This window comes from Clostridiales bacterium (assembly GCA_025757645.1).
In the GTDB taxonomy this organism is placed as follows: Bacteria; Bacillota; Clostridia; order Oscillospirales; family Oscillospiraceae; genus CAG-103.
In genome coordinates this window covers 1,877,097-1,891,554 of the sequence record CP107216.1, presented here as the reverse complement: position 1 = coordinate 1,891,554, position 14,458 = coordinate 1,877,097, and the positions used below count along the sequence as shown (strand labels likewise).

The following is a 14,458-nucleotide window of genomic DNA, read 5'->3' as shown; positions in this document are numbered from 1 at the left end:
CCTCGCTTTGCTGAGCGAGGGCGGCTTTCCTATATGCATACAAAAACGCGGGTGCAGATCACTCTGCACCCGCGCGGGTTTTGTGCGGTTTTCGGGGTCAGCCGAAGATCAGATCTTCATGCAGACGTCCCATGCACGCCAGATGACGGTGCGCAGGTTGCCGATGGCAACGCAGTCACCGACGCGGTGCACGTGACGGCCCTTGTCGCCAACCGGAGCCGGCACGAAGCCGATGCCGTTGATGACGTTGTCGCAAGCGACCTCGAAGGTCTTGCCGTCCTGACCCTTGACGGTAACGCCGCCGTCGTGGATCTCGGTGATGGTGGAGTGCAGGTAGGTCGGGACCTTGTGGTACTCCATCGCGTCACGCAGGAAGGAGGTGTTGGCAAGGCAGGTAGCCTGAGCAGCAACCAGGTCGCCGGCGTACTCGACAATGATCGGGTGCTTGCCCTGGAGGATCAGGTCGTAAGCCGCCTCGCAGGAGGACTGGCCGCCGCCGAAGAACAGGACCTTGTCGCCGACTTCCTTCTTCTCCTTGAGCAGTTCGGTGAAGCTCATGGTCTTCTCGAAGCCCGGGATCATGGGCATGGTTCTCGGCACGGAGCCGGTGGCCACGATGATCTCGTCGAAGCCGCGCATGGTGCCAAGGTCGGTGACCTCGGTGTTGAAGCGGATGTCGATGCCCTGCTTCGCGACTTCCTTCTTGTACCACTCAATGAGTTCCTTGTCGTTCTCTTTGAAGCTCATCGCGGAAGCGGTGAGGAACAGGCCGCCGAGCTCGTTGGTCTTCTCGAAGAGGACCGGCTTGTGGCCGCGCTTTTTGAGGACAAGCGCGCACTCCATGCCGCCGATGCCGCCGCCGATGATGGCGACCTTCTTCGGGCTCTTGGTCGGAACGATCTTATACTTGTTGTGCTGCATGGTCGTCGGGTTCAGCGCGCAGCGGCCCAGGTGCAGGGAATCCTGCGTGCTCTGGATGTTCGCCGTGCCCTTGAACTTCGCAAAGTTGAAGCAGCCGTTGTGGCAGCGGATGCAGGGCTTGATCTCGTCCTGACGGCCCTCGAGGATCTTGTGGATCCACTCGGGGTCAACGAGGTTCTGACGCGCGATGGCAACTGCATCGAGACGGCCGGCAGCGATCTCTTCCGCGGCCTTGACCGGATCCATACGGCCGGCGCAGGCGACGGGCTTGTCGGTGAACTTCTTGATGTGCTCGACGTACTCGAGGTTGCAGTTGTCGGGCATGTACTGAGGCGGATGTGCCCAGTACCATGCGTCGTAAGTACCGTTGTCGCAGTTGAACATGTCGTAGCCGGCATCGCCCAGGTACTTGATGGCCTTCTCGGACTCGGGCATGTCACGGCCGAACTCTTCAAAGTCGGTCTCATACGGCATAGCGCCCTTGCCCCAAGCCTTGGTCTTGGAGACGACGGAGTAACGCAGGGACACCGGGAAGTCGGCGCCGGCCTGACGCTTGATGGACTGCACGATCTCGACCGGGAAACGGAAACGGTTCTCGAAAGAGCCGCCGTACTCGTCGGTACGATGGTTCCAGTTGGCGATGGTGAACTGGTCAAGCAGATAGCCTTCGTGGACGGCGTGGATCTCAACGCCGTCGACACCGGCCTCACGCAGCAGCTTCGCGGTCTTGCCGAACGCATCGACCATCTCGTGGATCTCTTCGACGGTCATCGGACGGGAGAGCATGTCCTCCTGCCAACGGTTCGGGGTAGCGGAAGCGGAAGCGCAGCAGTAGCTGACGTCGATGACGGGCTTGGCAAGGGCGCCGAGCACCTTGTTGTTGTTCAGAGTGACCATCCAGGGGGCAACAGCCATGGAGCGGCCGAAACCAGCGGCGAGCTGAATGAACAGCTTGGAGCCGGTCTTGTGGTACTCGACCATGTAGTCGGCGAGTTCCTTAAACATCTTCTTGTTCTGCCAGAGCCATCTGCGGCCCATGGTGTCGCGGACACACTGCATGCCCGGGAGAACCAGACCGACGCCGTCCTGTGCACGGTTGAGCAGGAAGTTCGCAGCTTCCTTATCAAAGTGGCAGGGCTCCAGCCAACCAAACAGAGAGGTGCCGCCCATGGAGCACTGGACAATGCGGTTTTTGATCTCGACATTGCCAATCTTCCACGGAGTAAATAGCGCGCTATACTTTTCGTCCATGAAATACATCCTTCCTTTTTCTTTTATTACGAAGATGATCCTGCTGTTGCTCTCGGCAGATCATCGAACGTTTTCGTAAGTATGACACCGCAGTGCAGTGAACACGATGCATACATACTGTGCATAGCATAACATACTTTTTGACAAAAAGCAATGAAATAAAATCGACCGGCTCGTATATTTTGCTCACAAAAAGCGTAAAAGAGTGACACAAGTGGCAGAAAGCGTCTGGAAATTCCAAAAAGAAGCAGCGCGGTAGAAAGCCAACGTTTAGTCAAATAATGGTATATTTTTGGCAGCGTGTCAATTTTCAGACACATTGACTTCCGGGTGTTCAGCGAAAAAACTACTTGAAATCCAGCGGCGACTGTGCTATGTTAATGCTATTCTTTCTTAGACCTACAAAAAAGATATGTATTAGGAGGCTTTGCTATGAGCAAGCAACTGAACCGGGAGGAAGCCTGGGCACTGTTGACGGAGTATAACCAGGATCCGTTCCATCTGCATCATGCCCGCACGGTCGAGGGCGTCATGCGCTATTTCGCGCAGGAGCTCGGCTACGGCGACGAGGTGGATTTCTGGGGCATTGTCGGCCTGCTGCATGATCTGGACTTTGAGCGCTATCCCGATCAGCACTGCATCCAGTCGCAGGAGATCATGCGCGAGCGCGACCTCGACGAGCGGCTGATCCATGCCACGGCCAGCCACGGCTACGGCATCACGGTGGACATCCAGCCGGAGCACGAGATGGAAAAGGTGCTCTTTGCGACCGATGAGCTGACCGGCCTGATCGGCGCGGCGGCGCTGATGCGTCCGTCCAAGAGCGTGCAGGATATGGAGCTCAAGTCGCTCAAGAAGAAATATAAGAGCAGCGGCTTTGCGGCGGGCTGCTCGCGCGAGGTGATCCAGCGCGGCGCGGATATGCTCGGCTGGAGTCTGGACGAGCTACTGACGCGCACGCTCGACGCCATGCGCGTGGTCGAGCCGCTCGTGGCCGAACAGGAAGCCAAAGAAGCCAAATAAGAAAAGGCCGGGGATGCGCCCCGGCTTTTTTTACATCTGCAACATTCGGCTTGAATTCCTTGTGATTTGGTAGTATATTATCCTTAGCATCTGCACACACACCTGTGCAGCAAGGAGGCAACAGATTATGGTCATCTCAACCAAGGGGCGCTACGCGCTGCGCCTGATGATCGACCTGGCGCAGCATTGCGACGAGGGCTTCATCTCGCTCAAGACCGTGTCGCAGCGGCAGGATGTGTCCCTGAAATATATGGAGGCGATCGCAGCGGCGCTCAACCGCGCGAACCTCGTCAACAGCCAGCGCGGCAAGGAGGGCGGCTACCGCCTGAGCCGGCCGGCGAGCGAGATCACGGTCGCGGAGGTGCTGCACAGCACCGAGGGCAGCATGGCCGCCGTGTCGTGTCTTGACGCCGGGGAGAACGGCTGTGAGCGCGCGGCCCAGTGCCTGACGCTGCCGATGTGGAAAAAGCTCGACGCCGTTATGGATAACTACCTGTCCGGCGTGTCCGTGCAGGACCTGCTCGACGGCAAGGCATAAGGGCGCAGAACCGGGGAAAGAACGTGTGTTTTCTTTCCCCGGTTTTCTTTTTCAAATTCCTATTGACAGTGTGGGAAATACATGGTATCATTTACCCACAAAGCAAATAGGAATTAAAGGAGGACAGTCTCATGCGCGTCTACGCAGACAATGCGGCAACCACAAAACTATCCCCCGCCGCAAAGGAAGCCATGCTTCCGTATTTTGACGAGATCTACGGCAATCCCAGCACGCTCTACACCCTCGGGCAGGAGGCGGCCGAGCATCTGCTCGCCTGCCGCACTGAGATCGCGCAGCTGATTGGCGCTGCCGATCCGCGCGAGATCGTGTTCACCTCCGGCGGCAGCGAGGCTGACAATCAGGCCATCATCTCCGCCGCCAGAAACGGCGCTCGCAAAGGGAAAAAACATCTGATATCCACGAAATTCGAGCACCATGCGGTGCTGCACACGCTCGACAAGCTCCGTAAGGAGGGCTTTGACGTGACGCTGCTGGATGTGCACGAAAACGGCGTCGTCCGCGTCGAGGACGTGGCCGCGGCCATCCGGGACGACACGGCGCTCGTGTCCATCATGTTCGCCAACAACGAGATCGGCACCATCCAGCCCATTGAGGCCATCGGCGCGCTCTGCCGCGAGCGGGGCATCCCGTTTCACACGGACGCGGTGCAGGCCGTCGGCCACGTCCCCGTGAACGTGCAGGAGATGCACATCGACCTGCTCTCGTGCTCGGCGCACAAGTTCCACGGACCGCGCGGCGTCGGCTTTTTGTACGCCAGGCGCGGCATCCCGCTCACGAACATCATCGAGGGCGGCGCGCAGGAGCGCGGCAAGCGCGGCGGCACGGAGAACACTCCGGCTATTGCCGGCATGGCCGCAGCGCTGCGCGAGGCGGTCGACCACATGGCCGAGAACACGGAGAAAGTCACGCGCCTGCGCGAGACGCTCATCGCCGGCCTCTCGACCATCGAGCACGCCCGGCTCAACGGCGACCGCGCGCAGCGCGTGCCCGGTACGGTGAACTTCTGCTTCGAGGGCATCGAGGGCGAGTCGCTGCTGCTCCTGCTCGACCGCAAGGGCATCGCCGCTTCATCCGGCAGCGCCTGCACGTCCGGCTCGCTCGACCCCAGCCATGTGCTGCTGGCCATCGGCCTGCCGCACGAGGTGGCGCACGGGTCGCTGCGTCTGTCCGTGGGCGAATATAACACGGACGAGGAAATGGCGTACATCGTGGACAATGTCCGGCAGGTGGTCGCCTACCTGCGCAGCATCTCCCCGGTGTGGGACGAACTGGAGACCGGCGCGCGCCCGCACCTGATTTGACACAATATAGATATAAAGGAGGCTTTCCTATGGCACTGTACAGCGAAAAGGTCATGGACCATTTTGAAAACCCCCGCAACGTTGGCAAGATGCCCGACGCTGACGGCATCGGTGAAGTCGGCAACGCCAAGTGCGGCGACATCATGCGGATGTATATCAAGGTAAACGACGGCATCATCTCGGACGTGAAGTTCAACACGTTCGGCTGCGGCAGCGCGATCGCGTCCTCGTCGATGGCGACCGAGATGATCAAAGGCAAGCCCATCTCGGAGGCACTGGCACTGTCCAACAAGGCGGTCGTGGAGGCGCTCGACGGCCTGCCGGCCCAGAAGATCCACTGCTCCGTGCTCGCGGAGGAAGCGGTCAAGGCGGCCGTGAAGGACTACTACGACAAAAACGGCATCGCCTACGACGCCGCGCTCTTTGCAGAGCATGACTGCGCCGCCTGTCACGGCGGCTGATACCACCCTGCTGCTTCTCCTCTTCCCCCTTCTATGTTTTGCGGAAAGCACCCGTCCATTCGGCCGGGTGCTTTCTGTATGTCCGCAAAAAACACCCCCGCAGGTTTCCCGGGAATCCTGCGGGGGCGTGGTGCGTCAGTAATAGATGCTGTTTCGCTTGGGCCTTGGTCGGAAGTGGATGCCCGACACCATGCCGAGCGCGGCAAACGTTGTGAACAGGGAAGAGCCGCCGTAGCTGAAAAACGGCAGCGTGATGCCGATGACGGGCGTGATGCCGATGCACATGCCGATGTTCTCAAACGTCTGGAACGTCAAAAACGCGGCCACGCCGAAGCACACGAGCGAGCCCATGTTGCTGCCCGAGCGGATGCCGACCATGACGCAGCGGATGATGATGATCAGCAGCAGCACGATGACGAGGATGCAGGCAATCATGCCGAGCTCCTCGCCGATGACGGCATAGATAAAGTCTGTGTGCTTGCCGGCGAGGGCGTTGGACTGGCTCTGCGTGCCGTGGCCGAGGCCCGCGCCGGTCCACTGGCCGGAAGCGAGCGCGATCTTGCTCTGGTGCGGCTGCCAGTTGATGCCGGTGTTCGTCGGGTCGATGCTGGAGTCATACGGCGCGAGGATGCGGTTTTTCTGATAGTCGTGCAGCACGAATTTCCACAGCAGCGGGATCATCGCGGCGATGGCCGCAAAGCCGATCGCAAACCAGTGCAGCGCAAAGCCCGCGGCAAAGAGCATCACGAGGAAGATGGAGAAAAAGATCAGCGCCGAGCCGAGGTCAGACGACACGACGAGGATCAGCCCGAACAGCAGCACGAAATGGCCCGCCAACTGCGCGACCGACCACACGGAGTTGAGGTCGTGGTATTCTTTCAAGTAGCTGATCTGCTTTGCCAGAATGATGATGAACGCGAGCTTGACGACCTCCGTCGGCTGGATGCCGATGCCGAAAAAGCGCAGCCAGCCGGTGTTGCCGGTGTTGTCGCTCACGCCGAAGGGGATCAGCAGCAGTAGAAAGACCACGTTGAACGCGCACAGGATCTGCCACTTGTCGGCCAGCACATCCACGTCCAGCACGGTCATGACCACGAACGCGAAAACGCCGAGGATGAGCGACGCGCTCTGCACGATGACATACTTGGCCGAGTGGTACGACGCCGTGGCGCTCGAGATGACGACGATGCCGAAAATGGCGCAGATGAGGCCCATCACGAGCAGGAAAATATCCGCCCGGTGAAAAAACTCCTTTGCGTAGGACATGGCTTTTTTCATAATGGCCTCCTTTCCGCCGCGGCGGCGTTTTGAAATCGGCGCTTATTATATCACACAAAACGACTTTACGCAACGGCCGAAACCGTGCTATAATACTTCTTCAGAATCGGAGGGATATCATGCAGGAATATCTGACCCACAGCGAAGCGGAGACCGAACAGGCCGGCGCGGACTTTGCGCGCGCCCTGCCGGACGGCAAGGTCGTGGCCATGTACGGCGAGCTCGGCAGCGGAAAGACCGCCTTTGTGCGCGGCATGGCCCGCGGCATGGGGCTGACGTGCCGCGTCTCGAGCCCGACGTTCACGATCGTGAACGAATATGAAGGGCCCCGCGAGCTGATCCATTTTGATATGTACCGTCTCGGCAGTGCCGACGAGCTGTTCGACATTGGCTGGGAGGATTATGTCAACCGCGGTTCCGTCTGCGCCGTCGAGTGGAGCGAGAACGTGGAGGACGCTTTTTACGGCGACGAGGTCGTGGTCCGGTTTGAAAAACTCGGCCCGACGACCCGGCGCATCACGATCACGGAAGGGAGCGGGACATCATGCTGATCCTCGCACTGGAGTCCTCGGCCAAGGCGGCGTCGGTCGCCCTGTGCCGCGATGGAGTGCTCATTGCCCAGAGCCAGCAGTGCAGCGGCCTGACGCACAGCTGCACGCTGCTGCCGATGGCGGAGCAGATGCTGAAAAATACCGATACCAGGCTTGCGGACGTCGACGCCATCGCCGTCGCGCGCGGGCCGGGCTCGTTCACCGGCGTGCGCATCGGCGTGTCCACGGCCAAGGGGCTCGCCTGGGGCGCGCAGAAGCCCGCCATCGGCGTGTCCACGCTTGAGGCCATGGCGTATCACGGTCTCGCGGCGGGGGAGGGCGCGCTCGTGTGCGCGGCCATGGATGCCCGCCGCAGCCAGATCTACAATGCCCTGTTCGAGATCCGGGGCGGAAAACCGGTGCGTCTTTGTGAAGACCGTGCGATTTCGCTCGCGGAGCTGGGCGAAGAACTGGGAAAAATGCAGAAATCCGCTTTTCTGGTTGGCGACGGCGCACAGTTGTGTTATAATACATGTTTGGACATGGGCATCCCTGCGGTGCTGGCGCCGGGCAATCTGGTCAGCCAGAGCGCGTGGGGCGTGGCCATGGCCGCCTTCGGGCAGACGCCGGCCCCGGCGGAGGAACTGCTCCCGGTCTATCTGCGCCTGTCGCAGGCCGAGCGGGAACGCCAGGCACGGCTGGCTGCTCAGGCGGCGCAAGAATGAAAAATTGAATCAACAAAGGAGACGACGAGATGAGTAAAGTTCACGTTTTTGACCACCCGCTGATCCAGCACAAGCTCTCGATCCTGCGCGACAAGAACACCAGCGTCAAGGAATTCCGCGAGCTGATTTCCGAGATCGCCATGCTGATGTGCTTTGAGGCCACGCGCGACCTCCCGCTCGAGGAGATCGACGTGGAGACCCCGGTCGCCACGGCGCACTGCAAGCACATCGCCGGCAAGAAGCTGGCCATCGTGCCGATCCTCCGCGCCGGTCTCGGCATGGTCGACGGCATGGTCACCCTGATGCCGAACGTCAAGGTCGGCCACATCGGCCTGTTCCGCGACCCGCAGACGCTTGAGCCCGTGAAGTATTACTTCAAGATGCCGCCCGACATTTCCGAGCGCGACGTCATCATCGTCGATCCGATGCTCGCCACCGGCGGCAGCGCGTCCGCCGCGGTGCAGTTCATGAAGGAAGTCGGCTGCAAGCACATCAAGCTCATGTGCATCATCGGCGCCCCTGAGGGCGTGGCTGTGATGCAGAAGGAGCATCCGGATGTGGACATCTACGTCGCAGCGCTCGACGATCATCTCAACGAGCACGGCTACATCGTCCCCGGTCTGGGCGACGCGGGCGACCGCATCTTCGGCACCAAGTAATTCTCTCCTGTTGATCCGTAAAGCAAACACCCGGTATTGGCTCGCCAATACCGGGTGTTTTTTCGCTTTGTTACTGCAGGTTCAGGTGCTTGCGCAGCATGCCGTGCGTGAGGAAGAAATAGCCCACGCAAAACGCCAGCGCGCCCACACACGCGCAGCCGAGCACGGTCCAGAGCGCCTGCAACACGGTCATCGTGTTGACGGCCGCGCTGGCCGACCCGTAGAACGCGCCGAAGATCAGCGCCAGTACGAGGCGCGTGCCGATCCAGAGCACAAAGAAGAACACGACGGACATGAGCCCCTTGTTTTTCTTGAAACTCTGACCGATCGCCATGGCGGCGTAGGTCATCAGGCACAGGGCAAGGCCGCACAAAACCACCAGCACGACCACGCCGACGGTGAGCCAGCCGGCCTGCGCCTGCGTGATCGTCGGCATGCTGTACGGTGCGCCGAAGGTAAAGGCAAACCGAAACCGGACGATATCCTCGTAGCCGCCGATCGTGCCGGACAGCAGCAGGCCGAGCGCGTCGACCGCGAACGTGCCGAGAAACCACACGATCGAGACGATCAGCTTCGAGAAGATCAGCTCCGTCGTCGAGACCGGCAGCGTGAACATCAGGTAGCCCTCGTCCGTCATCAGGTTGCGGTAAAACCGCAGGATCATGAGCACGACCGTCGTCACGACGGCGGCGATGAGTGAGAGTGAAAACACGAACGACACGAGCGCGCCGATGGCGCGGATCAGAAAGCCGTTCTGGTTTTCACACAGGCGGGTGATCAGGTTCGTGAACAGGCCGAGCACCGGCACGGCCGCATACAGCGGCAGCATGATGCGCGCTGTCGCGCGAAAATCCTGCTTTAAGAGTTTTCCTAGCATCTGAATACCTCCCGAAACACAGCGTCCACCGATTTGCCCTCCCTGGCGCGCAGCTCGTCGGCCGACGACTGCAGCAGCAGATGGCCGCGGTTGAGAAACGCCACGTCGTCGAGGATGTTCTCCACGTCCGCGATCAGGTGCGTGGAGATGACGACGGCGGCCTCGGGGTTGTAGTTGCTGATAATGGTGTTGAGAATGAAATCGCGCGTCGCAGGGTCGACGCCGCCGATCGGCTCGTCGAGCAGGTAGAGCTTCGCCTTACGGCTCATGACGAGGATGAGCTGCACCTTTTCGCGCGTGCCCTTCGACATCTGCTTGATCTGCTGCTTGGGCTGGATGCCGAGCCGCTGCATCATCTGCACGGCCGCGCCGCGGTCAAAATCATCGTAAAAATCGCCGAAGAACGCCAGCAGCTGCAGCGCCGTCATCCAGTCGGCAAAATAGGTGCGCTCCGGCAGATAGGACACGATCTTCTTCGTTTCCCTGCACGGCGACTTGCCGTCGATGAGAATTTCCCCGGCGTCCGGCGTGAGCAGGCCGTTGGCCAGCTTGATGAGCGTGCTCTTGCCGCTGCCGTTCGGGCCGAGCAGGCCGACGATGTGTCCCGGCTCGACCGAGAGGTCCACGCGGTCGAGCGCCGGCTCCGCGCCGTAGCTCTTGCACAGACCCTTGCATTCGAGAATTGCCATGTTACATTTCCTCCTTTGCCTGCCGCAGATTCTGCTGCAGCAGCTCGAGCGCCTGCGCCCGGTCATAGCCGAGCTGCGCCAGCGCCTGCCAGAATGCGTCGATGCCGGCCTGCGCCAGCCGCCGCTTTTCCCGGTCGATGCGCGCCAGATCCTCTGTCACGGTGCGGCCGGCCGTGCGCTGCGTCCGGATCAGCTCCAGACGCTCGAGCTCGGCGAGCGCGCGCTGCATCGTGTTCGGATTCACGCCGGCGTCGGACGCGAAGTCGCGCACCGACGGCAGCTTGCTCCCGGGCGGAAACTGCCCGAGAATGATCGCGCGGGCGATCTGGTCCACGAGCTGCGTGTAGACAGGCGCGTCGTTGCGGATGTTCCAGTTCATGATGCCGCCTCCTGTCGAAATTGTGTATCGCTGTATTAAGTGATTAAGACAATAGCACAATGTGTGCGGGATGTCAAGCCCAATTTTGCAAAAAAACAAAAACCGCCCGCAGCGATCGCTGCGGGCGCAAAGATTGCAGATTCAGATTTTGATTTCTTCCTTGACCGTGTCTTCCGCGAACGGAAGCGCAGCGGCCCTTCGCTGTGCGAGCAGGCCGGGGAGGATGGACACCAGACTGCCGCAGAGGATGCACGCGATACCGGCGAGCATATTGCCCGGGATTGCCTCGTGCAGCACCAGAAACGCCAGCAGCGGCGCGAGCGCGGGCTTGAAGAAGAACACGAGCGACGTTGTCTGCGCACTCGTGACCTCCATCGACAGGAAGTAGCAGGTGAAGCCGATGCCGGTCACGCCGATGTAGATGAAGAGCACGATCGGGAGGTTGGTCAGCGTGTAGCCGGTGAAGAAGGGGATGCTCGCAAACGTGTCCAGACCGGCGGCCGTCAGGCCGGCAGAGAGGGCCGGAATGTGTGTCAAACCTGCGATCGCGATCATCTCGGCCGCGCCGAACAGAAAGCTGAAGCACGTCACGACGATGCCGCCGAAGCGCGCGCACTGGCGCTTGCCGCACACGCCGTAGAGCGCGAACAGCAGCGTCGCCAGCAGGACGTACACCACACCGAGCGCATCGAGCCGCAGGTGCCACGGCTGGATGATGAGCACGATGCCTGCCACGTCCAGCACGAGGCCCGCAATCTGGTTTTTCGAGATCGTCTCGTGCAGGAGCAGGAAGGCGAACAGCGTCACGAACACGGGGTTGCTGGAAAACAGCACGCCGACGACCGAAGCCTGGATGCGCGTGACGGATAGCTGATACAGCGACATACTTACCGCGATGCCCATCAGGCCCAGCAGGGCAAACGAGCCGAGCGCTTTGCCGTCAAGCTTCCGGCCGCGCTTTTTCAGTTCGCGCACGGCGAAAGGAATGAGCACCAGCCCGCCGACGAGAAACCGGCTGAAATTGAGCTGGATAGGGTTGAACTGTCCGGAGATCAGCTTCAGCGCGACCTCCATGCTGGAAAACAGCAGCGTCGTGACCGCAATGTACAGATAGCCTCGTTTCATATCTGCGCCTTCTTTGTTTCGTACTTGCACAAGCGGTTTCCGTTGTAACACTGTTTTGGACGCTTGTCAAGAAACGTCAAATTTCCAACAAGCAAAACCGGCGCCCGGTGTCAGCCGGGCGCCGGGGCATATGCAGTTCGCTCAGCGCGGCAGGCGGCCGGCGTTGCGCTCCCAGAACACGCCGTCGGCGTAGCCCTGGATGGCGGGGTTTGTCTCCGCCAGCTCCAGCCGCTTTTCGGCCCAGGCGCAGTACTGCTCGCTGCGCTCGATGGCGACGAAGCGGCGGCCGAGCTTCTTCGCCGTCACGGCCGTAGAGCCGGAGCCGGCGAAGGGGTCGAGCACGATGCCGCCGGGGTCGGAGCTTGCGAGGATGAGCTTGGCCAGCAGCTTTTCGGGCTTTTGCGTCGGGTGGGCGGTGTTTTCCGGCATGGACCAGTAGGGCACGGAGATATCGTCCCAGAAGTTTGACGGGCACGTGTTGCGGAATTTGCCGTCCGGTGTCTCCTCCCAGTCCTTCGGCCGGCCGTCGGCGCGGTAGGGCGCGCGCACGCGGCGGCGCACCTTCACGGCGTCGACATGGAACGTGTAATCGTCCGTGCGGGTGGCGAACCAGATGTCCTCCATGCCGTTTTTCCAGTTGCGCTGCGCGCCGCGGCCCTTTTCCCGCTGCCAGGTGATGCGGTTCTGCAGCCGGAAATAGTCCTTGAGCGTCATGCCGATGACCGGGCTCGAGCGCCAGTCGCAGCAGACGTAGACCGAGGCGTCCGGCTTGAGCAGCGGCAGCAGCAGCTCGATCCATGCGCGCGTAAAGGCGGCGTAGTTTGCGTCCGTCGTGCGCCGGAAGCCGCCGCCGGAAAAGTCCTTGGTTAGGTTGTACGGCGGGTCGACGATCAGGAGGTCTGCAAAGCCGCGCGGCAGGTGCGGCGCGACCTGAAACGTGTCGCCGCAGATGGTGCGGCCGCACACGGCGTCGAGCGGCACGTCCTCCGTCACGCGCAGGCAGCGCGCGAGATACTCCGGCGCGTCCTCCGGCAGAAAGTCTATGGTCTTGTTGCGTTCGGCTTTCATGGTGTCACCTCGCAAGGGAAAAGCGGCTGTTTTGCGGGCGCATCAGGTCTCTCCCATGGCGTAGACCATGTCCCAGAAGCGCAGGTCAAACAGGCAGCACGTTTGGAAGATCTCGCACAGATGCTGTGTTGTCTGCTCGTCGATGTCCGCGCCGAGCGCGTCGATCCGGTCGATGAGCGCCTGATTCGTCTGGCGGTACTCCTCCGAAACGTAGCCCGCGAACCACGCGCCGTAGTGTTCGTTTTGAAGCGCGTCCGGATAGCGCGCCGCCATCTCCTGCGCGATGTAGGCATAGCTCCATGAGCAGTTTAAGAGCGTCACGAGTCCGGTCAGCACGTCCCCGGCCTGCGCCTCGCAGAGCATATAGTGGCTGTAGGCGCTGTTGTCGATGTGCGGGCGCGCGCGGCGGATCTCGTCTTCCGTGACGCCGAGGCGCTGCATGTACGGCAGATGCGTGCGGAATGTCTCGCCGATCGTGTTCGCCAACTCTCCGCTCAGAAAGCGGATCTGCTCGAAATCATCGGCCTTCTGGATGATGGCCGCGAAGATCTTCACGTAGTCCTTGAGGTAGAGATAGTCCTGCAGCATATAGTAGCGGAATTTTTCCATCGGCAGCGTGCCGTCGGCCATCTGCATCACGAACGGGTGGGAGAGGTACCGCGGCCAGATGTCCTGCACACACGCATGGAGCCGCTGCGAGAGCTTTGTGCCGTTATGCCCGCTCATTTGTGCGCAATGATGGCGACATAGCCGCCGCTCTGGTAGCCGGGCACGACGTCCTCCACGACCTCGTTGGTGTACATGGGGTTGCGCAGCAGCGTCTGATAAAAGTCAAAATCGTGGAAGCCGAGTGCCTTGAGCGCGTCGATCTTCTCCTCGGTGGAGTGCCACACGCCCGCGCAGCACAGCTCGAGTGGGTACGGCAGCTTGGGCATAACGCCGCTGAGCGACGGGTGGTCGAACGTGCCGGCCTCCTTTGCCAGCAGATACATGAAGCCGAACGCGCTCTCCTTGGGCACGTCCAGGGAAATAAACTTACCGTTCGGCTTGAGCGCCTTTTTGCAGACACCAAATGCGCGCGTCAGATCCTCCATATAGCTGGAGCTGCCGTTGAGGTAGATCACGTCGTAGGCATTTTCCTCCAGCTCGGCGTCCTCAATCGCGCCGAACGCGATCACGTTCACGCCGCGCTTTTGCGCGATCGCGCCCATGTCGTGCGAGGGCTCGATGCCCTCGATGCCGCTGCAGTCGATCATGCTCTCGAACAGGCCGCTGCCGCAGCCGACGGAGAGCACGCGCTTGCCGGCAATGTCGCCGAGTGCGGTCTGAAACAGGCGCAGCTCGCTCTGAAACAGGTTGTCGTTTTCCATAAACCAGGCATCATACTGCGCCGCATAGCCGTCAAATTTCGGTTTCATCATCAAAGGTCCTTTCTAAGTATCATTTCGTTTGCCGTAGCCGGCGGACGCGCCGCGCGGACAAAAATCAACGGTTTTTTCATTATAGCATACAAGTGTTTTGCCTGCAATCCCGCAATGTCGGCATCTAAAAGGGAAGCGCAAAAGAACACCGGCAGGCATCTTCGGATGCCTGCCGGTGGCTGCGAAGGCTC

General features: G+C 60.8%; 16 protein-coding genes. 7 read left to right on the top strand and 9 right to left on the bottom strand.

The window, feature by feature from the left end; genetic code table 11:
• Positions 1-108 precede the first annotated feature (108 nt).
• Positions 109-2,172, bottom strand: coding sequence for an FAD-dependent oxidoreductase (locus OGM61_09160; GenBank protein UYI84018.1), 2,064 nt, complete (start codon positions 2,170-2,172; stop codon positions 109-111).
• Positions 2,173-2,604: 432 nt separating this feature from the next.
• Between OGM61_09160 and OGM61_09155 the strand changes: the two genes are divergently transcribed.
• From OGM61_09155 to nifU, 4 genes are all read left to right on the top strand, one after another.
• The gene (locus tag OGM61_09155; protein ID UYI84017.1) at positions 2,605-3,195 is read left to right on the top strand and encodes a hydrolase; all 591 of its coding nucleotides are present in this window, start codon (positions 2,605-2,607) and stop codon (positions 3,193-3,195) included.
• Between the two features lie 127 nt (positions 3,196-3,322).
• Positions 3,323-3,733 carry an RrF2 family transcriptional regulator gene (locus OGM61_09150; GenBank protein UYI84016.1) on the top strand — a complete coding sequence of 137 codons (411 nt, stop codon included), beginning with the start codon at positions 3,323-3,325 and terminating at the stop codon, positions 3,731-3,733.
• Between the two features lie 131 nt (positions 3,734-3,864).
• Positions 3,865-5,055 (top strand): cysteine desulfurase NifS, encoded by a 1,191-nt coding sequence (nifS, locus tag OGM61_09145; protein ID UYI84015.1) that lies wholly within the window; start codon positions 3,865-3,867, stop codon positions 5,053-5,055.
• A gap of 29 nt (positions 5,056-5,084) precedes the next feature.
• Complete coding sequence (gene nifU, locus OGM61_09140) at positions 5,085-5,516, top strand: Fe-S cluster assembly scaffold protein NifU (GenBank protein ID UYI84014.1); 432 nt, start codon at positions 5,085-5,087, stop codon at positions 5,514-5,516.
• A 135-nt stretch (positions 5,517-5,651) separates the two neighbouring features.
• Here nifU and OGM61_09135 read toward each other — a convergent pair whose 3' ends face one another.
• Positions 5,652-6,794: an FtsW/RodA/SpoVE family cell cycle protein gene (locus OGM61_09135; GenBank protein UYI84013.1), complete on the bottom strand. Its 1,143-nt coding sequence runs from the start codon at positions 6,792-6,794 to the stop codon at positions 5,652-5,654.
• A gap of 119 nt (positions 6,795-6,913) precedes the next feature.
• Here OGM61_09135 and tsaE point away from each other — a divergent pair, with 119 nt between their 5' ends.
• Genes tsaE through upp form a run of 3 tightly spaced genes read left to right on the top strand, consistent with a single transcriptional unit; the run spans position 6,914 to position 8,708 of the window.
• Positions 6,914-7,345 carry a tRNA (adenosine(37)-N6)-threonylcarbamoyltransferase complex ATPase subunit type 1 TsaE gene (gene tsaE, locus OGM61_09130; GenBank protein ID UYI84012.1) on the top strand — a complete coding sequence of 144 codons (432 nt, stop codon included), beginning with the start codon at positions 6,914-6,916 and terminating at the stop codon, positions 7,343-7,345.
• Entirely contained in the window at positions 7,339-8,049 is a 711-nt protein-coding gene (tsaB, locus tag OGM61_09125; protein ID UYI84011.1) for a tRNA (adenosine(37)-N6)-threonylcarbamoyltransferase complex dimerization subunit type 1 TsaB, read from the top strand. The genes tsaE and tsaB overlap by 7 nt, the downstream gene beginning before the upstream one ends.
• Before the next feature lie 29 nt (positions 8,050-8,078).
• Positions 8,079-8,708: a uracil phosphoribosyltransferase gene (upp, locus tag OGM61_09120; GenBank protein ID UYI84010.1), complete on the top strand. Its 630-nt coding sequence runs from the start codon at positions 8,079-8,081 to the stop codon at positions 8,706-8,708.
• A 70-nt stretch (positions 8,709-8,778) separates the two neighbouring features.
• Here upp and OGM61_09115 read toward each other — a convergent pair whose 3' ends face one another.
• From OGM61_09115 to OGM61_09085, 7 genes are all read right to left on the bottom strand, one after another.
• The gene (locus OGM61_09115; GenBank protein ID UYI84009.1) at positions 8,779-9,585 is read right to left on the bottom strand and encodes a hypothetical protein; all 807 of its coding nucleotides are present in this window, start codon (positions 9,583-9,585) and stop codon (positions 8,779-8,781) included.
• Positions 9,579-10,274, bottom strand: a complete 696-nt coding sequence (locus OGM61_09110; protein UYI84008.1) for an ABC transporter ATP-binding protein — start codon at positions 10,272-10,274, stop codon at positions 9,579-9,581. Before OGM61_09110 ends, OGM61_09115 begins: the two co-directional genes overlap by 7 nt.
• A 1-nt stretch (position 10,275) precedes the next feature.
• Positions 10,276-10,653 carry a GntR family transcriptional regulator gene (locus OGM61_09105; protein UYI84007.1) on the bottom strand — a complete coding sequence of 126 codons (378 nt, stop codon included), beginning with the start codon at positions 10,651-10,653 and terminating at the stop codon, positions 10,276-10,278.
• Positions 10,654-10,794: 141 nt separating this feature from the next.
• Positions 10,795-11,778: a DMT family transporter gene (locus OGM61_09100; protein UYI84006.1), complete on the bottom strand. Its 984-nt coding sequence runs from the start codon at positions 11,776-11,778 to the stop codon at positions 10,795-10,797.
• Positions 11,779-11,919: 141 nt separating this feature from the next.
• Positions 11,920-12,846: a site-specific DNA-methyltransferase gene (locus OGM61_09095; protein UYI84005.1), complete on the bottom strand. Its 927-nt coding sequence runs from the start codon at positions 12,844-12,846 to the stop codon at positions 11,920-11,922.
• Between the two features lie 42 nt (positions 12,847-12,888).
• Entirely contained in the window at positions 12,889-13,572 is a 684-nt protein-coding gene (gene tenA / locus OGM61_09090) for a thiaminase II (GenBank protein ID UYI84004.1), read from the bottom strand.
• Positions 13,569-14,267 (bottom strand): class I SAM-dependent methyltransferase, encoded by a 699-nt coding sequence (locus OGM61_09085; GenBank protein UYI84003.1) that lies wholly within the window; start codon positions 14,265-14,267, stop codon positions 13,569-13,571. The genes tenA and OGM61_09085 overlap by 4 nt, the downstream gene beginning before the upstream one ends.
• Positions 14,268-14,458: the final 191 nt, after the last annotated feature.